The following is a 21,023-nucleotide window of genomic DNA, read 5'->3' on the forward strand; positions in this document are numbered from 1 at the left end:
GTGGCAGCATGGGGCCTATGAGTGAGCCTCGTGCCCAGGGCGCGTCCCGGGAAGTGAACGTCGGGATCGGGGCCGGAGCGGACGCCGTCGCGGGAGCCCGCGGCAAGGAGCTCGCGACCGAGGACATGGTCCTGAACATCGGTCCGCAGCACCCGTCGACCCACGGGGTGCTGCGGCTGCGGCTCACGCTGGACGGGGAGCGGATCAGCTCGGCCGAGCCGGTCGTCGGCTACATGCACCGGGGCGCGGAGAAGCTTTTCGAGGTCAGGGACTACCGGCAGATCATCGTGCTGGCCAACCGGCACGACTGGCTGTCGGCGTTCGCCAACGAGCTGGGGGTGGTGCTCGCGGTCGAGCGGATGCTCGGCATGGAGACGCCGGTCAGGGCGGTCTGGACGCGCACGCTGATGGCCGAGCTCAACCGGGTGCTCAGCCACCTGATGTTCCTCGGCTCCTATCCTCTGGAGCTCGGCGCGATCACCCCGGTCTTCTACGCGTTCCGGGAGCGCGAGACCCTCCAGGCCGTGATGGAGGAGATCTCCGGTGGCCGGATGCACTACATGTTCAACAGGGTCGGCGGCCTCAAGGAGGACCTGCCGCTCGGCTGGCTCGACCGGGTCTCCGTGGCCGTGGCGGACGTGCGGCGACGGCTGCCCGACATCGAGGGCCTGATCGCGGGCAACGAGATCTTCCTGGCCCGCACGGTCGGGGTCGGCGTGCTGGACCGCGAGACGATCATGCAGTACGGCGTGAGCGGCCCCATCGCCCGCGCCTCCGGCGTCGACCTCGACCTGCGCAGGGACGACCCCTACCTCGCCTACGACGAGTTGCCGCTCAGGGTCGTGACCCGCACGGCCGGAGACTGCAACGCCAGGTTCGAGGTGCTGCTCGAACAGGTGAAGGTCTCCCTGGACCTGGCCGACTCCTGTGTGGAACGGCTCCGCGAGCTGCCCCAGGGGCCGATCAACCAGCGCCTGCCGAAGGTCCTCAAGGTCCCCGAGGGGCACACCTACGCCTGGACGGAGAACCCGCTCGGCATCAACGGCTACTACCTGGTCTCCCGGGGTGAGAAGACCCCGTGGCGGCTGAAGCTTCGCTCGGCTTCGTATAACAACGTCCAGGTGTTGCGGGAAATGTTGCCCGGACACCTGGTTTCCGACATGGTGGCCATTCTGGGGTCGATGTTCTTCGTGGTCGGCGACATCGACAAGTGACCGTGGAGACATCGACGGGTGACCGTGGAGGACATCGGCGGGTGACCCGTGAGCGGCGTCGGCGGACGACCAGGAGGACATCGGAGGGCGGGCGTGAGCGGCACGGCGGATGACCGTGGACGACAGCGGCGAGTGAGCCACGGGAGGGCCGCATGAGCGAGCGCGCGGACACCGCGTCCCGTGCCGGAGACGGGCAGCGGGACAAGTACATCGACTGGCTCCGCGCGCTCAGCCTGATCGTCGTGGTGGTCTGGCACTGGGCGTTCACGATCCTGCAGTGGGGCCCCGAAGGTCCCTCGCCGACGAGTCCGCTCGGCTTCACCTCGGGGCTGTGGATCCTCACGTGGCTGCTGCAGGTGCTGCCGCTCTTCTTCTACGTGGGCGGGTACGTCCACCTGCTGTCGTGGAAGCGCGCCCGCGAGCGCGGCGTCGGCATCGGCACCTTCGTCTGGCGGCGCATCCGGGCCCTGGCGATCCCGGCGCTGGTGCTGGCGGGCTCCTGGATCGCGGTCGGCGCGGTCATCAGATGGGTCTTCGGGATCACCTGGATCGACCGGGTGGTGCTGCTCGTGCTGAGCCCGCTGTGGTTCATCGGCGTCTACCTCATGCTGATCGCCCTGCTGCCCGTCATGCTCTGGCTCCACCGGCGCTTCGACGTGCTGGTCCTCATCTGGCTCGGCGGCGCGGCGCTGGCCGTCGACGTGCTGCGGCTGCGCTACGGATTCGAGGCGGCCGGTTGGCTCAACATGGTCATCGTCTGGGGGCTGGCGCACCAGGCGGGCTTCTTCTACGACCGGATGGTGGCCCTGCCCCGCAGGCTGGACGTCGCCACCCTGTGGACGGGGCTGTTCGCCCTCTTCGGCCTGGTCTACTCGGGCATCTACCCTGGCTCGATGGTCGGGGTGCCCGGCGACAAGCTGTCCAACATGGCGCCGCCGACCTTCGTCATCGTGGCCCTGCTGATCTTCCAGGTCGGCCTGGTCGAGGTGCTGCGCCCCGCCATGGAACGCCTGCTCGAACGTCCCAGGTGGCGGTGGACCAACGAGACGATCAACAGGTACGCGCTGCCGCTGTTCCTGTTCCACACCACCGGAATGGCGATCCTGATGGGCCTGTTCTGGGCGCTGACCGGCGAACCGCCCGGTGAGCAGGTCCCGCCCAACCTGCTGTGGTGGCTGGAACGCCCCCTGGCCGTCGCGGGCCCGCTGCTGTGCACGATCCCGTTCCTGCTGCTGTTCGGCCGCAGACGCGCCACGGGCGGGGCCGGCGGGTGACGGGCCGGACGGCCGGACGCGGTCGCCCGTCCGAACTCGTACGTCAGGGGTGACGACTCGGAGACGGACGCGCCGCCGGGGATGGGAGCGTCAGAGTTCCTGGCGTGACCCGGGCCGGCCGGACCGGCGAAAGAACAATCTGGACCAGGGGACGCCGCACACGGAAAGTGCGAACAGGATGCTGACGACGATCAATCCCAGTATCAAAGCGAGCATGCCGAAATACAGCACCAGCACGGGGACGCCGACGCCCGCCTCAAGGCTGAACACGCTCGGCCTGTCCGCGTCATAGACGATCGGAATCTCCGTTCCCGCGGCCTGGTTGCCCGTGAACCACTCAATGTGCCGGTTCGCGTCCCCGCCGGAGCCGGTCTTGGTGAGGTACTCGATGTATCTGTGTTCACGGTCGCCGGAGACCTGTTCCCCGTCCCGCACGACGCCGACGGTCCGGATGCCGTGATCACGCAGTTCGAGCTTCGTCGTGGTCTCCGACAGCATCAGGGGGAACGTGAAGATCAAAACGCCCGCGAAGCCCAGGAATGACACGACGGCCATGGCGGTCGTGAGCTTGTCCGTCAGGGCGTCGGACGGCCTGAGACGCCGGACTGACCACCGGGCCATCAGCCCCGGCCTCCCTGTGCCGCACGGTGACGGGATCGCCTCCGGCGAACCGTCCTCGCTCGCGCCCCCTTCGGGGGAAGGCGGTCGATCAGCATGCACACCAGTCTGCGGCCGGAACAAAAGAAATGCCATGTTCCCGAGCGCCACGGGAAAAGTTTCATTGACCGCACACGGCGCGGACACCGGGCATTTTTTCGGACCGAGAAATTCCATTAAGGACCGCGTCCGCGCCGTCACAATGGCAGCCGTGCCGTGGAATGGAATCCTCGGCCGTCCCCTGCTGAAGGATGCTCTGTGAGACACCGTTTCTCCTTCGTCGCCGCCGCGCTGGCCCTGACGGCGCTCGGCTGCGACGTCGGCCCCGTTTCTCCGAACGGAGCCGGAGGCGCCCGACAGGATTCCGCGGCACACGAAGGGAAAGAAGGCGCGAAGCCGTATCCCGTGGAGCGGCTGCGCCGCCCGTGGGCGGTCGAGCGTCTTCAGCCGGGAGCCCCCTGTCCGGTCACCACCACGACCACGCGCCCCGACCAGGCCCTCGGGCCGGTTCAGGGCGGATGGCTGGCCGGACCGGTGGGGCTCGGGGCCGACGGCCGCCTGGAGTACACCGCCCCCGGCTCCGGAAGCCGGTTGGCGGATCCCACCTGGGCCGCCCAGAAAGTGATGTGGGCGGTGAACCCCACGCTGACCACACCGGTTCTGGTCCGAGGCCGACGACTCGACGGGCCCGGCGTCCTCGGATTCGACGACCCCGCCGTCGAAGAACTCCTGCTCGACCCCGCCGAGGACGCGCTGCCCGGAGGCTGGCGGGACCGTCCGTCTCTCACCCGGTTACGAGCCCCCGGCTGTTACGCCTACCAGGTCGACGCGGCGGCGGGTTCCTTCACGATCGTCTTCCGCGCCGCAGGCCCGGCGATGCGCCTGGCGCATGACTGAACCGCACACCTCCAGCACTCGCCCCCGCCGGCGAGCACCCCGGGCAGCCGCTCCGGCCGGGGCCCGTGTCAGTGGGCGGTGGCGACCCGCTCGTCCGCCTCGGAGGTCGCCGGCAGGTCCACGCTGTCGCGGAGCCTGACCGGCTTGAGGAACAGCGCGGCGACGACGCCGACGACGGCGACCGCGGCGGACACGAGGAAGATGTGCCCGGTGGCGTCACCGTAGGCCGCGCGCACGATCTCCTTGATCGGCTCGGGCAGCGCCTGGATGTTGAGGGTGCTGCGTCCCCCGCCGGTGCCGGAGGCCGGGATGCCCGCCTTGGCCAGGCCTTCGGCGATGCCGGTCGCGACCCGGTTGGCCAGGACCGCGCCGAGGACCGAGACGCCGATGGTGCCGCCGAGAGAGCGGAAGAACGTGATCGCGCCGCTGGCGGCGCCCAGTTCGCGCAGCGGGACGGTGTTCTGGATGGCCAGCACCAGGTTCTGCATCGACATGCCGACCCCCGCGCCGACGAGCAGCATCGCGGCGGCGATGAGGAGCAGCGAGGTCTGGTGGTCGATCGTGGACAGCACGAGGAAACCGACGGTGAGCACGACGGAGCCGGTGACGATGTACGGCTTGACCCTGCCGCTCCTGGAGATCATGCGTCCGGAGACGGTGGAGGAGATCAGCACTCCGAGCATCATGGGGATGGTGAGCAGGCCCGCCTGGGTGGGAGTGTAGCCGCGGCCGATCTGGAAGTACTGGCCGAGGAACACCGAGCCGCCGAACATGGCCATGCCGACCGCGAGGCTGGCCAGGATGGCCAGGGCCGGGGTGCGACGACGGATGATCTTCAACGGCACCACCGGCTCGGCGACCCGCGACTCGACCCAGGTCGCCAGCGCCAGGAGCAGGACGCCGCCGCCGGCCATGGCCGCGGTCTGCCAGGACAGCCAGTCGAAGGAGTTGCCGACGAAGGTGACCCAGATGAGCAGGACGCTGACGCCCGCGGCGATCAGCACGGCGCCCGCGTAGTCGATCCTGACGTCGTCGCGGCGCACGACGGCCACGCGCAACGTCTTGTGCAGCAGGGCGAAGGCGACCACGGTGAAGGGCGCCGCGACGAAGAAGCACCAGCGCCAGCCCAGCCAGGAGGTGTCGGCGATCAGTCCGCCGAGCAGCGGCCCGGCCACCGTCGCCACGGCCATGACGCCGCCGAGGTAGCCGTTGTAGCGCCCGCGTTCCTTGGGGCTGATCATCGCGGCGATGATGACCTGCACCAGGACCTGCAGGGCGCCCATGCCCAGGCCCTGCACCGCCCGGAAGGCGATCAGCTGGGCGGTGTTCTGCGCGAAGCCGCAGGCCAGCGAGCTGACCATGAAGATGACGATGGATATCTGGAGCAGCAGCTTCTTGCTGAACAGGTCCGCCAGCTTGCCCCAGATCGGCGTGGAGGCCGTGGAGGCGAGCAGCGAGGCGGTGATCACCCAGGTGTACTGCGACTGGGTGCCGTTGAGCGCGCCGATGATCTGCGGAAGCGCCACGGACACGATCGTGCTGCTGATCATCGCGACGAACAGGACGAGCAGCAGACCGCTCAGCGCCTCGAGGATCTGACGGTGACTCATCGGCTCGGCTCTGTGAGCCGTGCCTGTGTGGGCGCCCACGCGCAACCTCCAGCTGGGAGAACAGAACGAACCGTGACACCATACATGCCCAATGAGAAAGTTTGCGCACTGGGCATGTTTTCTCGAAGAGTAAGATGCCCGGGTAATGGAGACCACAGTGGGGTTGCGCGAGCGCAAGAAGGCCGAGACTCGGCAGGCGGTCCACGAGGCCGCGCTACGTCTGTGCGTGGAGCACGGCCTGGATCACGTCACCGTCGAGGCCATCGCCGACGCGGCCAACATCTCCCGGCGCACCTTCTCCAACTACTTCGACAGCAAGGAGGACGCGATCCTCTACGGCGACGAGCAGCGCATCCGGCTGCTCGTCGACCGGATCCACGCCCGCCCTGCGAACGAGACGGCGTGGCAGGCGTTGCGCGGGGCCGCACGCGACCTCCACCGCGAACTGGGCGACCCCGAGGTGGCCTGGGCGGTTCGCACGAGGCTCGCGAAGAGGCACCCCTCCCTCCTGGCCCGGCAGCTCGCCAACCACGCCGGCCTGGAACGCGAGCTCATCCAGGCCATCGCCGAACGGAGCGGCGACTCCGTCGGGGCGGTAAGGCCCCGCGTGATGGCGGCCGCCTTCCTGGTCGCGCTGCGCATCGCCACCCACACGTGGACCGACGAGGACGAGCCCCGCCCCCTCCTGGAGGTCGTGGAGGAGGCCCTCGACCAGATGGCCCGCCCCTTCGACGGCGGGTGAGCCACGCCACCCGCCAGCCCCGATCAGCTCCGGCCAACCCTGGTCAGCTCCGATCAGCCCTGGTCAGCTCCGATCAGCCATGGTCAGCCATGGTCAGCCATGGTCAGCCCTGATTCAACCACTGCGCGGACCGTCCGCCGCGCGTCCCGGCGGAACGCTCTCGCGGGCTTCGCGCCAGGCGCGCTGGAGTCCGGCGACCCGCTGGAGCGAACGCTTGAAGTCGGCGTAGACCTCCTCCCCCAGGGCTTCGGCGTGCCGTCGTTCCATGGCGGCCACGATGGCGTCCGACCTGGCCATCTGGTCGAGGCCGAGATCCGTGGGGCAGACGAGCTTGGCCCGGCGGTCCTGGGGGTCGGGGCGGCGCTCCACGTAGCCGAGGGCGACCAGTTCGTCGACGAGGGTGCCGATGACCTGCTTGTGCTGGCCGGACTGCCGGGCCAGCTCCGTCGCCCTGCTGCCTTCCGCGTCCAGGTATGCCATCACCGCCCCGTGCCTCGGCCTGAGCCGGGGGTGCCCCTCTTCGGCGAGGGTCTCGAACAGCTCCCTCTGCACGGCGAACAGCACGTTGCCGGCCAGAATCCCCAGGTCAGGGGCGGCCTCCTTACGTTCGCTACGTCGCACGACCGTCCCTCCGCGAAAAATTAAGTCACTAACTTTGACTATCACCAATCATTACTATATCGTGATCTTCGCCTGATCGCCGCAGCCGCTCACCACGGCCGCCCACCAGGAAGAAGACAGAGATGACGATCACCGTCGAACTCACCCGTTTCCGCGTCGCGCCTGAACACGCCCAGGCGCTTGTCGACGCGCGGCCCGCGATGCTGGAGGACTTCCGCGCCGACCGCACCGGTTTCCTCGGGGCCAGGCTCATCCGCGTGACCGACGACGAATGGCTCGACATCGTCGACTGGCGCTCCCCCGAGGACTTCGCGGCCTCGCGGGCCAAGGGGGCGAACCTGCCGGGGGTCGCCGCCTTCTTCGCCGTGATCGACGAGCTGGTCAGCGCCGAGGAAGGACAGGAGGGATGATGCGCGCCGCCTGACGCGAACGGCGGTGCCCCAGCCGTCTCCTGACCGTCCTCGACCGGATGAGAGGCCCAGAGGTCAGCGGCCTTCTTCCGAGTCCTTGGGAATCTTGCAGCAGTGTTCGAGATACAAGGCCGCGCAGACCAGCACCACACAGGCCACGAACGATCCGCCCGCGATCAGGAAGTCCTCGCGGGGCGCCTCCCGGTCCAGCAGGCTCGCGGTGTAGAGGGTGAATCCGCCGAAGACGCCGGCGAAGACCGCGCCGGCGTAGGCGGAGGCCTTGGCGAGGGCCGCCAGGCGGGCGACGGCCAGGGGCTCGACGGGTTTGGTGTCGAACCTGCGCTCGATCCTGGCCTTGGTCATCCAGCCGCTGTACGCCTCGCCGAGAGCCAGCAGGAGCACCGTCGGGATCGCCGTCCACGGCACCCTCGGCAGCGACGAGTAGAGCGGCTTCAGAAGCGCCCACGACAGGAGTGCGACCACGACGAGAACACCGGCGAGCACGCCGGGACGACTCGGCTTCACTCGGGGTCCTGCAGCGTCAGGTCAGGGCGCGGCCGTACGTAGTCCTGGTCGAGCCCGGCCAGCAGGTCGGCGACCCTGCGGCCGGCCAGGACCGCGTCCGGGTCGGCTCGCACCCAGGGAACCAGCACGAACGCGCGCTCGTGCGCCCTGGGGTGCGGCAGCGTCAGCTCGGGGTCGTCGGCGACGACGTCCCCCACGGTGATCAGGTCGACGTCCAGGGTGCGCGCTCCCCAGCGCTCGGCCCGGACTCTGCCGAAGGCGTTCTCCACACTCTGTGCACGATCGAGGAGCGTCCTGGGTTCCAGGCCGCTGTTCGCGATCACCACCGCGTTGAGGTACGGCCCCTGCTCGGGGCCGCCGACCGGGTCCGTCTCGTAGACCGGCGAGACCGCGACGAACTCCAGCTCCGGGGTGTCGAAGAGCGAGTCGAGCGCGCCCTGCAGCGTCTCGAAACGGTCGCCCAGATTGCTGCCGAGCGCCAGCACGACTCTCATGTCCGGCTCCGGGTGATCGTCACGACCACGTCGTCGAACGGAAGCGGGATGGGAGCCGAGGGCTTGTGCACGCTCACCTCCGCCGAGAACACGAGCTCGCGGGACAGGCAGACGTCCGCCAGGCGCTGGGCCAGGGTCTCGATCAGGTCGACCGGCTCGCCCTCGACGACCTTCACCAGGTCCTGGGCGAGCTCCCCGTAGTCCACGGTCATGGACAGGTCGTCCCGCGCCGCCGCCACCGCGGTGTCCAGGAAGAGGGTGACGTCCACGACGAACTCCTGGCCGAGCTCCCGTTCGGCGGCCAGCACGCCGTGCCGTCCCCGGGCCCGCAGACCCCTGACGCTGATCCGGTCCGTCACGCGGCCTCCTCTTCCTCGTCGTCGTCGCCCTGCAGCACGGGGGAGCCGTGGTGCAGCCAGAGCCGCCACCCCTCGGAGGTCCTGACGAAGGTGTTGCTCGCCACCACCTTGCCCGCGGCGAAGCTGGAATCACCTTCGTCGCCCGCGGTGAGGATGTTCTCCTCACAGGTGAGGATCGCCACGTCGCCCAGCACGCTGACGCGCACGTCGGTCAGCACGAACTGGATGTAGGGGGTGTTGGCCATGATCAGCGCCCAGGAGCGCAGCACCTCCTGGCGGCCGTTGACGATCGGCCATCCCGGGTGCACACAGCTCACCTGCTCGCCGTCGAGATCATCTGCCCAGATCTCGGTCATGCGGTCGAGGTCGGCGTTCTCGATCGCGGTGTAGAACGCCTGGTTGACCGTCTCGACGGCGGTGGTGTCGACGCTCATGATCTCGCTCTCTGGACTGCTGCGGCCACACGGACGGCGTCCGCGTTCGGGCGTACGTCGTGCACTCGCACACACCAGGCCCCCGCGCTCGCGGCGAGGGCGGTCACGGCGAGCGTGGCGTCGTCGCTGCGGCTGAAGGGGCGGGGGGTTCCGTCGGGATCCGCCAGCAGGCGGCCCAGGAAGCGCTTGCGTGAGGCTCCGACGAGCAGGGGGTAGCCCAGCGTGGCGAGCTGGTCGACGCCCGCCAGCAGCGCCCAGTTGTGCTCGGGGTTCTTGGAGAAGCCGAGCCCGGGGTCCAGCACGATCTGGTTCTCCGCGACCCCCTCGGCCAGAACCGAGGCGACCCGCTTCGACAGCTCCTCGCGCACCTCGGTCACGACGTCGCCGTATATCGCCCGGCTGTCCATCGCATGGCTGTGGCCCCGCCAGTGCATCACCACGTACGGCACCCCCGAGGCGGCCACGACCCTCGGCATCTCCGGGTCGGCCAGCCCGCCGCTGACGTCGTTGACCAGCTTCGCCCCCGCGGCCACCGCCGCCTGAGCGACCTCGGCCCGCATGGTGTCGACGCTGACCGCGACGCCCTCCCGGCTCAGCTCCCTGATGACCGGCACGACCCTGGCCAGTTCCTCCTCCAACGACACCCGCGCCGCTCCCGGCCTGGTCGACTCTCCTCCGACGTCGACGATGTCGGCGCCCTGCTCGACCAGGTCGAGGCCGTGCCGTACGGCCGCCGCCGGGTCGAACCACCGGCCTCCGTCGGAGAAGGAGTCGGGGGTGACGTTGACCACGCCCATCACCAGGCAGCGGCCCTCTGCGGGCAGCCCCGGCACACTCCACGTAGTCATGCGGACAAGCCTAGGCGTTGTCCGCCCTTCGCCCATATCGCGGGTCCGGCTTGCGCCATGACGAACGACCCCGTTCGTTGTGAGATCACAGGTCCGGCTCACGCCGTGACGGACGGGCCCGTCCATCACGAGGCGGGCGGCCGTCGATCGACGGACCGCTCGGGACGTCTGCCGGCCATGCCTTCCTCCGCCCGGGGACCCTGACGCTCCACCGGAGCCTCCACCCGGAGGTCCCGGAGCATGCCGGACCTCGGCAAGTGTGGCGATATTAGCCCGAGCGCGGGAGGGCGGGAGGGGTTTCGAGCCGGGCCCGACGCGAAAAAGCCCCGCCCGGCGCCGCAGGGCGGCCGGGCAGGGCTCTGGAGGGGCTCAGGAAGCCCCTGTGAGGCTTCGGAGGGCTTCTTCCGGCGGGGGAGTCGGAATCCCCCGCAGGATCAGCGCAGGATGAGCGACATCGCCTCCGCGCGGGTCTTGTCGCTGTTGCGGAAGTCACCGCGGACGGCCGAGGTGATGGTCTTGGCGCCGGGCTTGCGGACACCGCGCATGGTCATGCACAGGTGCTCGCACTCGATGACGACGATGACTCCCCTGGGTTCCAGCACGTTCATGAGCGCGTCGGCGATCTGGGAGGTCATCCGCTCCTGGACCTGCGGCCGCCTGGCGTAGACGTCGACGAGCCTGGCGAGCTTGGACAGGCCGGTGACCTGCCCCTTCTCGTTCGGGATGTAGCCGACGTGGGCGACGCCGTGGAACGGGACCAGGTGGTGCTCGCAGGTCGAGTAGACCTCGATGTCCCTGACGAGCACCATCTCGTCGTGGTCGACGTCGAAGACCGTGGTCAGGACGTCCTCAGGCGTCTGTCCCAGCCCGGCGAACTGCTCCGCGTAGGCGCGGGCGACGCGGGCCGGGGTGTCCTGCAGGCCGTCCCGGTCGGGATCCTCACCGATGGCGATGAGGATCTCGCGGACGGCCTTCTCCAACCTGTCGGAGTCGACTTTGAGGGGATTGACGCTCACACTCAGTTCCCGTCCCTGGGCACGGAGTCGGTGTGTCCCGCACCCGCGGGAAGCGCACCGTTGCCCGACTGCTCCTTCGGCGTCAGGATCGGCGGCCGGTTGGACGGCAGCCGCTTGCCGTAGCCGGAGTAGGAGGGGCGCTTCTCCTTGACGACGACCGGCGCGAAGATCTGCAGCACCTGCTCGCGGGAGAGCGTCTCCTTCTCCATGAGCTCGAGCACCAGGTTGTCGAGCACGTCGCGGTACTCGACGAGGATCTCCCAGGCCTGGTCGTGCCCGGTCTCGATGAGGCGACGCACCTCCTCGTCGATCGTGGAGGCGATCTTCTCGGAGTAGTCGCGTTCGTGACCCATCTCACGGCCGAGGAAGACCTCGGCGTTGCCGGTGCCGAACTTGCGGGCGCCGAGCTGCTCGCTCATGCCGTACTCGGTGACCATGCGGCGGGCGATGGAGGTGGCCTTCTCGATGTCGTTGGAGGCGCCGGTGGTCGGCTCGTGGAAGACGAGCTCCTCCGCCGTGCGGCCGCCGAGCAGCATCGCCAGCTGGTCCATCATCTCGGAGCGGGTCGCGAGGAACTTGTCCTCCATCGGCAGCGTCATCGTGTAACCGAGGGCGCGACCGCGGGACAGGATCGTGATCTTGTGGACCGGGTCGGAGTTGGGCAGCGCGTGCGCGACCAGGGCGTGACCGCCCTCGTGGTACGCGATGATCTTCTTCTCCTGGTCCGACATGACGCGGGTCTTGCGCTCGGGACCGGCCATCACGCGGTCGATGGACTCCTCGAGCATCTCCATCGTGATCAGCTTCTGGTCGGCGCGCGCGGTGAGCAGCGCCGCCTCGTTGATCACATTGGCCAGGTCGGCGCCGGTGAACCCGGGCGTCCTGCGGGCGATGACGTCGAGGTCGACCCCCTCGGCGAAGGGCTTGCCCCTGCCGTGCACCCTGAGGATGCCCTTGCGGCCCTCGAGGTCGGGGCGGTCGACGGTGACCTGGCGGTCGAAGCGTCCGGGACGCAGCAGCGCCGGGTCCAGGATGTCGGGCCGGTTGGTCGCCGCGATCAGGATCACGCCGCCCTTGACGTCGAAGCCGTCCATCTCGACGAGGAGCTGGTTCAGCGTCTGCTCGCGCTCGTCGTGACCGCCGCCGAGACCGGCGCCGCGGTGACGGCCGACCGCGTCGATCTCGTCGATGAAGATGATCGCCGGGGCGTTCGCCTTGGCCTGCTCGAACAGGTCGCGCACTCGCGAGGCGCCGACGCCGACGAACATCTCGACGAAGTCGGAGCCGGAGATGGAGTAGAACGGGACCCCCGCCTCACCGGCGACCGCCCTGGCGAGCAGGGTCTTGCCGGTTCCCGGCGGGCCGTACAGCAGGACGCCCTTGGGGATCTTCGCGCCGATCGCCTGGAACTTGGCCGGGGCCTGCAGGAACTCCTTGATCTCCTGGAGCTCCTCGATGGCCTCGTCGGCGCCCGCGACGTCGGCGAAGGTGGTCTTGGGGGTGTCCTTGGTGATGAGCTTGGCCTTCGACTTGCCGAAGTTCATCACCCGGGAGCCGCCGCCCTGCATCTGGTTCATGATGAACAGGAAGATCAGCACGATGATGACGATCGGCAGGAAGCTCACCAGGAGGCCGAGGAGGAAGTTCTCCTTCGGCACGTCGACGGTGTAACCGCCCGCGAGCTTGCCGTTCTTCGAGGCGGTTTCGAGCTGGTCTGCGAGCTGGACACCCTGGCCGGTCACCCACGAGGAGTAGTAGCGCTTCTTGTCGGTCAGCGTGACCTCGATGCGCTGGTCCTTGTCGATGATCTTCGCGTTCGAGATCTTGCCCTCGTCGATCCAGGTAATGATCTTCGAGGTGTCGGCCTTCTCGTAGTTGCCCTCGCTGTTCCACATCGTGGTGACGAGCAGGAGCAGCACGACGATGCCCAGGATCCACAGCAGTGGCCCACGTGTAAATCGCTTGAGATCCATCCGATGCGGAACCCCGGCGGGCCCGTCCCTTCCTGACCATGGCCTGGCAACCCCGGGCGAGCCCGGGGTTCGCGGTCTCCCTAACCGCTCCAACTGACGAACCAAGGAGGACGCGTGAGGCCATCCCCTCGGTCGTCCGAAGGTACACCGGCGTGCCGCGCAGAGTAACTGCCCGGGCAGCACCGGCTTTGCCCTACCAACGTACGTCAGGTGGGCGCGTGTTCCCCTCCCCTATGGCCAATGTCGCATGGGTGGAGGGCGCACTTCGCCCAGGGCGTACTTTTTCAGCTTGCTCCATACACATGCGGCGCAAGAGTCCCGATGAAGGGAAGATTGCGATATCGCTCTGCGTAGTCGAGGCCATAACCGATCACGAACTCGTTCGGAATGTCGAAACCGATGTATTTCACATCGAGCGGCACCTTGACCGCGTCCGGCTTGCGCAGCGCCGCGCAGATCTCCACCGAGGCGGGATTGCGCGACTTCAGGTTGTGCACCAGCCACGACAGGGTCAGGCCCGAGTCGATGATGTCCTCGACGACCAGCACGTGACGTCCGGCGATGTCGGTGTCCAGGTCCTTGAGCACCCGGACGACGCCGGAGGACTTGGTGCCCGCCCCGTAGGAGGAGACGGCCATCCAGTCCATCTGGACCGGCACGTGGAGCGCTCTCGCCAGGTCCGCCATGACCATGACCGCGCCCTTCAGCACGCCCACGATCAGCAGGTCCTTGCCCGCGTAGTCCTCGTCGATCCGGCCCGCGAGCTCCTTGATCTTGGCCTGGAGCTCTTCTTCCGCAATCAGGACCCTCGCGAGGTCCTTGCCCATGTCGGCTGCGTCCACCTGGGATTTTCCTTACGAGACGGGGCTTGCTGGCTGTCTGGCGAACACCAGGGTGCCATACCGCCGGACCACCCCCACCCCCCCGGGGACCTCCACGCGCCGCTGCCCGCGCCACCCCGTGACCAGACGGTCCGCCTGCAGGACGTGCGCGGCGGAGAGCGCTCCCGGCGGGGCCCCCGCCGCGATCGCCGCCCGGCGCAGCACCCGCAGGCGAACCGCCCTCGGCAGCTCCGCCAGCCCCTGTACGGCCAGCGTCACCGCCCCCGCGCCACCGCCGATATCGCTAAGAGCTGAATCGCCGGCCGAGTCACGATCCGAGTCGCGATCCGGGTCGTGAGCCGGGTCCCGGACCACGGCCTCCGCGTAGGCCGCGTCGGCCCAGCCGTCGAGGGCGTCCGCGTCGTCCCTGCACAGGTCGGCGGTCCTGGCGAGCGCCTCCGCGACGCCGGGACCGAGCTCCTCCTCCAGGGCCGGCAGCAGCCGCTCACGGACCCTGACCCTGGTGTAGCGGGGGTCGAGGTTGTGCGGGTCGTCCCACGGGCTCAGCCCGAGCCCCTCGCACGCCGCCACGGTCGTCCGCCTGCCGAGGCCGAGCAGGGGCCGCCGGTAGAGCCCCGCCCTCGCAGGCATCCCCGCCAGCGAGCGCGTCCCGCTCCCCCTGGCCAGCCTCAGCAGCACGGTCTCCGCCTGGTCGTCCCTGGTGTGCCCGAGGAGCACGGCCGCCGCCCCGAGCCGCCCCGCGGCCTCCGACAGCGCGGCGTATCTGGCGTCCCTCGCCGCCGCCTCAGGGCCTCCGCCGCCGCCCACGCGGACGCGCAGCGCCTCGGCGGGGACGAGGCCGAGGGCGGGCGCGAGCCGTACGACCTCGGCGGCCCGCTCGTCCGAGCCCTCCTGCAGGCCGTGGTCGACGGTGAGCAGTCCCGCGTCGAGTCCCGCCCGGGAGGCGACGAAGCCGGTGGCGGCGGCCAACGCCAGGGAGTCGGCCCCGCCGCTGCAGGCGACCAGCACGAGGGAGCCCGGCGCCAGGTCGTCCAGCGCGAGCCGTACGGCGCGGCGGACGTCGGCGACGGCGGGAGGCGGACCCATGCCCGCCATTGTCGGGCCTCGGACGGCCCGCTCGCGTGCCCGCCCCTCGGGGAGGGGCGGACTCCCCCCGGATTCCCCTCGGATTTTCCGAGGGCGCCCCGGCGGGACCCGCCCCCTCAGGGAGCGGGCCAGGCCGTCGGAAGGGGGCGGCCCGCCGGGGTCAGCCGGCCGTGCCGTCGGCCTCGGGGAGGGCGGGCGCGCCGACCACCCTGGCGATCCAGCGCTCGGGACGACTGATCTCCTCCTGGGTCGGAAGGGTCTCCGGGGAGGTCCAGACCTTGTTGAAGCCGTCCATGCCCACCTGGTCGACGACCGTGCGGACGAAGGTCGACCCCTCGGCGTACTGCTTCATCTTGAGGTCGACGCCGAGCAGCTTGCGGACTGTGCGGTCGACGCGTGAGCCGCCCTCGCGGCGGCGGTGGAACTTCGCGCGGATGTCGGCGACGGAGGGGACGACCGAGGGGCCGACCGCGTCCATCACGTAGTCGCCGTGGCCCTCGACCAGGGTCATCACCGCGGTGAGGCGGTCGAGGATCTCCTTCTGCTCCGGAGTCTGGATCGCGTCGATCAGGTTGCCCTCGCCTCCCCTGACGGCGTCCGCGACCGCGTCGGCGGCCGAGCGGAGCCGGTCGAGGAGCGTGCTCAGGTCCATGTCGGAGACGAGCAGGAACTCCGTCATCTGGGCGCGGACGTACTCCCTGAGCCAGGGGACGCCGGTGAACTGCACCCGGTGGGTCTCCTCGTGCAGGCAGACCCACAGGCGGAAGTCGCGCGGGTCGACCTCGAGCTCCTGCTCGGCGTGCACGATGTTGGGCGCGACCAGCGTCAGACGCCCCGTGGCCGCCCTGCCCGAGGGGTCGGGGGGCAGGAACAGCTCGTACTGGCCGAGGACGCGGGAGGCGAGGAAGGCCAGCACCGCGCCGACCTCGACCCCGGTGACCCGCGAGCCGACGGCGCTCACGATCGCGGGCGTCTGGTCCTTGCGCGCCGCCATCCGCTGGGTCAGCGGCTCCAGCACCACCCGGAAGCCCTCGACGTTGGCCTTGATCCAGCCCGGTCTGTCGACGATGGTCGCGGGCTCGGGCGCGGTGTCGGTGTCGATCCGGGTGAACTCACGGACGTGCCCCTCGGCCACCCGGGACAACCGCCGAAGCTCGGCGACCGCCCTGCGGGCCTCCTCTCGGCTCACTTGCGGTCCGGGGCGCACCAGGCGCGTTCCGGTCGCGACGGCAAGGTCCCAGTCGATCACCTGCATACCGTCCACCGTACGTGGTATCCGTCCCGCCCGCGCGGTTCGCGCCCCGAATCAGCTGGCCGCGACGATCGCGGCGAGCCTGTCGAGGGCCGCCTCCGCCTTGCCCCAGCCGGGCGGGACCTTGTCCGCCATGAAGGCGAAGGTGACCAGCCGCCCGCTTCGCGTGGTGGTCAGGCCCGCCAGCGTGTTCACCCCGTCGAGCGTCCCGGTCTTGGCGCGGACCAGCCCGTGGACGGAGCCGTTCTTGACGAACCTGTGGCCCAGGGTGCCGGTGAAACCGGCGACGGGCATGCCGCTGACGATCGGGTGCAGGCGGGGGTTCGCCGGGGAGGCCGCCGCCGCGACGAGCCTGGCCAGGGCCACGGGCGCGATGCGGTTCTTCGGCGAGAGGCCGCAGCCGTCGAAGACGCGCACGCCCTCGGCCGCCTTCAGCCGGGCCAGCACCCGCACGACGGCCGCCGCCGCGCCCTCGAAGGAGGCGGGTTCGCCCTCCTTGATCGCCACCTGCCTGGCCAGGGCCTCGGTCAGGTCGTTGTCGCTGAGCGTGAGAGCCCGCTCGACCAGCGCGTACATCGGCGCGGAGTCGACCCTGGCGATCTCCTGGGCCCCCGCGGAGGCCTTCGCGCGGACGGCCTTGGCGGCGGGCTTGGCGACCGCGACGCCGTACTTCGGCAGCAGCGAGACGAACGCGGTGTACGCCGCGCGGGAGGGGTCGGGAACCCGCTGGTGGCTGCCGGGGGCGACCTTCCCCTCGTCGACCATGAGCGCGGTGACCGGGGCGACGCTGCCCTCGGGGACGTAGCCCGGCTTCCACGTCGAGGCGGTGCGCGACCCGCTGTAGAGGCTGTCGTCGTAGGCGACCGTCACCCTGGTCGCCCCCGCCGCCTTGAGCGCCTTCGCGGTGCGCATGGCGAGCGCGGCGAGCGAGGCGGGCCGCGGGTAGACGGGCACGGAGGACGACCTGGCCGTCAGCGTGGGGTCGCCCCCGCCGACCAGGACGATCGAGTTCGGCGCGGAGCCGCGCACCACGCGGGTGCTGATCCTGGCGTCGGGCCCCAGGGAGGCCAGCGCGGCGACCGAGGTGGCGACCTTGGTGGTCGAGGCCGGGGTGATGCCCCTCTCCGCGCCGCTGCCGTACAGGACGGCGCCCGTCTCGGCGTCGACGACCGCGGCGCCGACGCTGTCGCCCAGCGCGGGGTCCCCCAGCGCCTCGGTGAGCCGCCCGGCCAAAGTACCCTTGGCAGGGAGAGGTCCGTTCCCCCCCGCGGCCAGCACCGGACCCGCGGTGATGACCGGGACGGGAGGCGGCTCAGCCGAAGCGACCGGTGCGGGCGCCTTCTCGGTCAGCACATCGCTGGTGAGCAGGTGGGCGCCGGCCGCGACGACGAACAGTTGCAGCAAGACGAGAGTGACCAAGGCCACCCCCCGCTCGCGCCGCATTATGTCGCCGACCTTTCATGAATCTGTACCCAACAGCCATTACGCCTACGAGACACTAACGCCCATCCGGGGGTGCCCGGGGGCTTGAGCGGAGGAACAGCGGTGGAGTTCGACGTTCTCGTTGAGATTCCCAAGGGGCAACGGAACAAGTACGAGGTGGACCACGAGTCCGGGCGGATCAGGCTCGACAGAATGCTCTTCACCTCCACGCAGTACCCCGCCGACTACGGCTTCATCGAGGACACCCTCGGCGAGGACGGAGACCCCCTCGACGCTCTGGTGCTGCTTCAGGAGCCGACTTTCCCCGGTTGTCTGATCAAGTGCCGTGCGGTCGGGATGTTCCGCATGACGGACGAGAAGGGCGGCGACGACAAGGTCCTGTGCGTCCCGGCGACCGACCCGCGGATGGAGCACATCCGCGACATCCACCACGTGGCCGAGTTCGACCGCCTGGAGATCCAGCACTTCTTCGAGGTCTACAAGGACCTGGAGCCCGGCAAGTCCGTCGAGGGCGCCAACTGGGTCGGGCGCGTCGAGGCCGAGGAGGAGATCAGCCGCTCCATCAAGCGCGCCGAGGAGGCCGAGGGCCACGGGCACTGATCCTGCCGTCACGCGGGACTGAGCCCCGGTCACCGGGCGGGGCCGCGCCCTGACCGTCACACCGGGCGGGGCCGTGGCCGTCAGGCGGGACGGGTCGCGCCGATGAGGTCCTTGCGCCACATCGGCGCGACCCGGACGACGTCCCCGGTCTGCGGGGCGTGCACCATCATGCCCCTGCCGATGTAGATCCCCACGTGCCGGATGTCGGCGGGCTTGCGGGTGCGGCGGCCGAAGAACAGCAGGTCGCCCCGGTGCAGCTGGTCGAGTGGCACGTGCTGGCCCGAGGTCCACTGGGTGCCCGTCCAGTGGTCCATCTTGACCCCGACCCGCGCCCACGCCTGCATGGTCAGCCCCGAGCAGTCGTAACCCGCGGGCCCCGCGCTGGCCCACACGTACGGCTTGTCGATCTGGGTCAGCGCCCAGTCCGCGACGATGTCGCCTCGCGCCGCCGTCGAGGGGCTCGTGACCGTCTGGGGCAGGCTCGGCTCCTGCCCGTCGCGGGCCGCGGCGTCACGCGCGCCGGGCCGCGCCGTCGCGGCGGCCTTGCGTTTTCCGTGCCTCGCGCGCGCCCTGACGCCCCTGGTCTTCCCACTGACCGCCTCCCGCTCCCGGGCCAGCCGGTCCGCGGTGGCCCTCGCCGCGTCCGCCTCCTGCCTGAGCTGGGCGTGCTCCCTTTCGAGCCGCCGGACCTCGGCGACCTGCCTGACCACGACCCGGTCCGCCCTCGCCGCGACCGCCCCTCTCAGGTCGCCGTAAGCGCTCAGGTCGGCGTAGGGGCCGGGGACGCGGTGGGCGTCCGCGGAGTCGTACGGCCTCGGGTCGTCGTACGGGCTCAGGACGTCGTAGGTGTTCAGGGCGTCGTAGGTGTCCAGATCCGCGTACGGGCCGGGGGCGTCGTACGCGCCCGGATCCGCGTACGGGTTCGGGGCCTCGTAAGGGTCCAGGTCCGCGTACGAGCTCGAATCCCCGTAGGGCCCCGGGTCGCCGTAGAGGCTCGAATCGCCGTAGGGGCTCGGGTCGCCGTACGAGACGGTCCTCGTCGTGACGCCGTCCGCCTGCCCGGAGGTCAGTCCCCGCAGCTGGATCCGCGCCATGGTGAGCAGGGTCGCCACGACGCCCAGCTGTTTACTTCGTTCCACGGCTTTGGAACGCGCCTCCGCGACCTCACGGGCCGACGGCCCGTTGCGGGGCTGGGCCTGGGCGGGAAGGCCGACGCCCACGACCAGACAACAGGCCAGCCCCGACACCAGGGCGACGGCGCGGCCGTGCTTTCCGTTCACGAAGTGCATATGTCCACCTCTTCAATCAGTGCGTACTGAATCGGCGCGTATCACTATGTGTCACTGCATGACAACCCGCTTAGCCCAAGATTCCCACTAGTCACTCTTCGCACACATGAACCTCACATAATGTGATCAGGGCTGTTCGGGGTGGGTTTCAGGGCGCGGGCGACCGCGACGGGGCCCGCGAGGAGCCCAACAAAGGGAAAAGGTGTTTTCGGGTCGGGTGCGCCTGGAGTTTCCCGGGGGAAGCATTCGTCCGCACGCCGGACCGCGGCCGTCGACACGCCTCGGCCCACCGGTCGACCGCGCTTCGAATCGCGCGCGCCCACGTCACGGAAAAGCCTGGAAAAGGCATGGAGAAATTCAGGTAAAAGGTCGTTCGAAACGCCGGAGTCGATCTCGAAGAATGGCCGTCCGCCGCCCTGTCGCATCGGACGGTTCGCCGTCGGACTCCGGGGGAAACCGGCCGGGTGAATGCCGGACGGACGCGACCCCGCGGGAGGGGCGGGGCTCCCGCGAAGAGCGCGGCTCGCCGGAGAGCGAGGGGTCAGGTCACGGCCGGGCGTCCCCCGCGGTCATCCCCTGCCTGCCCCTGTCCTTGGCGAACGAGGCCGTCGTCGGCTTGACCGTGTGCGTCGGGACGCTGCCGCCCATGGCCAGCTGCTCGTAGGGGCGGCTGCTGGAACCCCAGGTGCGCGCCGCCAGCTCGGTCTTCGCGATCTTCCTGGTGTCCGCGACGCTCTCGATGTGCATGACGAAACGGCGGGCGGCGGCCGGGCCGACGTCGTCGACGAACGTGCTGCTGCCGCCGAGCAGCCTGCCGTCCTTGTCGCGCAGGAGCGCGGTGACCGCCAGGCTGCCCGCGGGCAGCCGGTAGGGCGTGCCGACGTACCCGACGACCAGGTAGCCGTCCTCCCTGCGCGCGGTCATCACGTCGGAGATGGGGAACGGCTTGAAGGCCGAGACGATCCGGCCCGCCAGCCGCCACTCGGCCGGACGGTAGTCGATGCTCACCCGGGAGGGCTTCTCCGCGGCGACCACCTCACCGCTGAAGGGCAGCGAGCCCGCGGGCGGCACGGCGTCCAGCGGCTGTTCGAGGCGGACGACCTCCTTGCCCGCGGCGTCCTTGGCGATCACTGTGGCCACCACGTTCTCGCCGAAGTGCCACGGGTTGCTGTTGGTGAGCACCCCGGCCCAGTTCACCACGTACCCCCCGTCCTTCTTGACGACGGACGAGACCTGCTCCTTGACCGTGAGCGGCCGGAGCGAAGTTGCCTGCGGCTCCTCGGAGGAGGAGCATCCGGCCAGGAGCAGCAGGGCGAGAGCGCCGACGATTCGGGTACTGTGCGTCACCTAGTCGTCATAACCCGTGAAGATGTCGTTCTCCACCAGACGCGCGCCACTTGGGCGAATTCTTTAACTCCATGCTCCACGGCGGGTTCC

Annotated in this window: 22 protein-coding genes; 6 read left to right on the forward strand and 16 right to left on the reverse strand. The window is 69.9% G+C overall.

The genetic code is table 11. The annotated features are described in order from the left end of the window. Window positions 1-17: 17 nt before the first annotated feature. The gene (locus tag PKF00_RS00215; RefSeq protein WP_271215244.1) at window positions 18-1,214 is read left to right on the forward strand and encodes an NADH-quinone oxidoreductase subunit D; all 1,197 of its coding nucleotides are present in this window, start codon (window positions 18-20) and stop codon (window positions 1,212-1,214) included. Window positions 1,215-1,366: 152 nt separating this feature from the next. Continuing rightward, on the forward strand, window positions 1,367-2,488 hold the full coding sequence (locus PKF00_RS00220; protein WP_271215245.1) for an acyltransferase family protein: 1,122 nt from the start codon (window positions 1,367-1,369) through the stop codon (window positions 2,486-2,488). A gap of 90 nt (window positions 2,489-2,578) precedes the next feature. On the opposite strand, the gene PKF00_RS00225 is transcribed toward PKF00_RS00220, so the two are convergent. Next, complete coding sequence (locus tag PKF00_RS00225; RefSeq protein WP_271215246.1) at window positions 2,579-3,322, reverse strand: DUF3592 domain-containing protein; 744 nt, start codon at window positions 3,320-3,322, stop codon at window positions 2,579-2,581. A gap of 81 nt (window positions 3,323-3,403) precedes the next feature. Between PKF00_RS00225 and PKF00_RS00230 the strand changes: the two genes are divergently transcribed. After that, the gene (locus tag PKF00_RS00230) at window positions 3,404-4,042 is read left to right on the forward strand and encodes a hypothetical protein (protein WP_271215247.1); all 639 of its coding nucleotides are present in this window, start codon (window positions 3,404-3,406) and stop codon (window positions 4,040-4,042) included. A gap of 68 nt (window positions 4,043-4,110) precedes the next feature. Here the strand turns inward: PKF00_RS00230 and PKF00_RS00235 are convergent, their stop codons facing one another. Beyond that, complete coding sequence (locus PKF00_RS00235; RefSeq protein WP_271215248.1) at window positions 4,111-5,652, reverse strand: MDR family MFS transporter; 1,542 nt, start codon at window positions 5,650-5,652, stop codon at window positions 4,111-4,113. 145 nt (window positions 5,653-5,797) lie between these two features. On the opposite strand from PKF00_RS00235, the gene PKF00_RS00240 reads away from it, so the two are divergent. Next, window positions 5,798-6,394 (forward strand): TetR/AcrR family transcriptional regulator, encoded by a 597-nt coding sequence (locus PKF00_RS00240; protein ID WP_271215249.1) that lies wholly within the window; start codon window positions 5,798-5,800, stop codon window positions 6,392-6,394. Window positions 6,395-6,508: 114 nt separating this feature from the next. On the opposite strand, the gene PKF00_RS00245 is transcribed toward PKF00_RS00240, so the two are convergent. Then, window positions 6,509-7,015 (reverse strand): MarR family winged helix-turn-helix transcriptional regulator, encoded by a 507-nt coding sequence (locus tag PKF00_RS00245; RefSeq protein ID WP_271215250.1) that lies wholly within the window; start codon window positions 7,013-7,015, stop codon window positions 6,509-6,511. 122 nt (window positions 7,016-7,137) lie between these two features. Here PKF00_RS00245 and PKF00_RS00250 point away from each other — a divergent pair, with 122 nt between their 5' ends. Continuing rightward, complete coding sequence (locus tag PKF00_RS00250; protein WP_271215251.1) at window positions 7,138-7,425, forward strand: antibiotic biosynthesis monooxygenase family protein; 288 nt, start codon at window positions 7,138-7,140, stop codon at window positions 7,423-7,425. A 75-nt stretch (window positions 7,426-7,500) separates the two neighbouring features. On the opposite strand, the gene PKF00_RS00255 is transcribed toward PKF00_RS00250, so the two are convergent. From PKF00_RS00255 to dacB, 11 genes are all read right to left on the reverse strand, one after another. Next, complete coding sequence (locus PKF00_RS00255) at window positions 7,501-7,950, reverse strand: DUF3180 domain-containing protein (RefSeq protein ID WP_271215252.1); 450 nt, start codon at window positions 7,948-7,950, stop codon at window positions 7,501-7,503. Continuing rightward, window positions 7,947-8,444 carry a 2-amino-4-hydroxy-6-hydroxymethyldihydropteridine diphosphokinase gene (folK, locus tag PKF00_RS00260; protein WP_271215253.1) on the reverse strand — a complete coding sequence of 166 codons (498 nt, stop codon included), beginning with the start codon at window positions 8,442-8,444 and terminating at the stop codon, window positions 7,947-7,949. The genes PKF00_RS00255 and folK overlap by 4 nt, the downstream gene beginning before the upstream one ends. Beyond that, on the reverse strand, window positions 8,441-8,803 hold the full coding sequence (gene folB, locus PKF00_RS00265) for a dihydroneopterin aldolase (protein WP_271215254.1): 363 nt from the start codon (window positions 8,801-8,803) through the stop codon (window positions 8,441-8,443). Before folB ends, folK begins: the two co-directional genes overlap by 4 nt. Then, on the reverse strand, window positions 8,800-9,237 hold the full coding sequence (locus PKF00_RS00270) for a nuclear transport factor 2 family protein (RefSeq protein WP_271215255.1): 438 nt from the start codon (window positions 9,235-9,237) through the stop codon (window positions 8,800-8,802). Before PKF00_RS00270 ends, folB begins: the two co-directional genes overlap by 4 nt. Beyond that, window positions 9,234-10,085, reverse strand: coding sequence for a dihydropteroate synthase (gene folP, locus PKF00_RS00275; RefSeq protein ID WP_271215256.1), 852 nt, complete (start codon window positions 10,083-10,085; stop codon window positions 9,234-9,236). Before folP ends, PKF00_RS00270 begins: the two co-directional genes overlap by 4 nt. 434 nt (window positions 10,086-10,519) lie before the next feature. Then, window positions 10,520-11,101, reverse strand: a complete 582-nt coding sequence (folE, locus tag PKF00_RS00280) for a GTP cyclohydrolase I FolE (RefSeq protein WP_271215257.1) — start codon at window positions 11,099-11,101, stop codon at window positions 10,520-10,522. Window positions 11,102-11,103: 2 nt separating this feature from the next. Continuing rightward, window positions 11,104-13,074, reverse strand: coding sequence for an ATP-dependent zinc metalloprotease FtsH (gene ftsH, locus PKF00_RS00285; RefSeq protein ID WP_271215258.1), 1,971 nt, complete (start codon window positions 13,072-13,074; stop codon window positions 11,104-11,106). Window positions 13,075-13,358: 284 nt separating this feature from the next. After that, a complete protein-coding gene (gene hpt / locus PKF00_RS00290; RefSeq protein WP_271215259.1) occupies window positions 13,359-13,916 on the reverse strand; it encodes a hypoxanthine phosphoribosyltransferase in 558 nt (185 codons plus the stop codon). A gap of 12 nt (window positions 13,917-13,928) precedes the next feature. Then, window positions 13,929-15,011 (reverse strand): tRNA lysidine(34) synthetase TilS, encoded by a 1,083-nt coding sequence (gene tilS, locus PKF00_RS00295; protein WP_438827835.1) that lies wholly within the window; start codon window positions 15,009-15,011, stop codon window positions 13,929-13,931. Window positions 15,012-15,162: 151 nt separating this feature from the next. Then, entirely contained in the window at window positions 15,163-16,257 is a 1,095-nt protein-coding gene (locus tag PKF00_RS00300) for a zinc-dependent metalloprotease (RefSeq protein WP_271215261.1), read from the reverse strand. 51 nt (window positions 16,258-16,308) lie between these two features. After that, window positions 16,309-17,679, reverse strand: coding sequence for a D-alanyl-D-alanine carboxypeptidase/D-alanyl-D-alanine endopeptidase (gene dacB / locus PKF00_RS00305; RefSeq protein ID WP_271216327.1), 1,371 nt, complete (start codon window positions 17,677-17,679; stop codon window positions 16,309-16,311). Between the two features lie 120 nt (window positions 17,680-17,799). On the opposite strand from dacB, the gene PKF00_RS00310 reads away from it, so the two are divergent. Continuing rightward, window positions 17,800-18,297, forward strand: a complete 498-nt coding sequence (locus PKF00_RS00310) for an inorganic diphosphatase (RefSeq protein ID WP_271215262.1) — start codon at window positions 17,800-17,802, stop codon at window positions 18,295-18,297. Between the two features lie 80 nt (window positions 18,298-18,377). Here the strand turns inward: PKF00_RS00310 and PKF00_RS00315 are convergent, their stop codons facing one another. Both PKF00_RS00315 and PKF00_RS00320 read right to left on the reverse strand, forming a co-directional pair. Continuing rightward, entirely contained in the window at window positions 18,378-19,586 is a 1,209-nt protein-coding gene (locus PKF00_RS00315) for a C40 family peptidase (RefSeq protein ID WP_271215263.1), read from the reverse strand. 546 nt (window positions 19,587-20,132) lie between these two features. Next, entirely contained in the window at window positions 20,133-20,933 is an 801-nt protein-coding gene (locus PKF00_RS00320) for a hypothetical protein (RefSeq protein WP_271215264.1), read from the reverse strand. Window positions 20,934-21,023 lie beyond the last annotated feature (90 nt).

The sequence above is a fragment of the Streptosporangium carneum genome, from assembly GCF_027922005.1.
GTDB lineage: Bacteria > Actinomycetota > Actinomycetes > Streptosporangiales > Streptosporangiaceae > Streptosporangium > Streptosporangium carneum.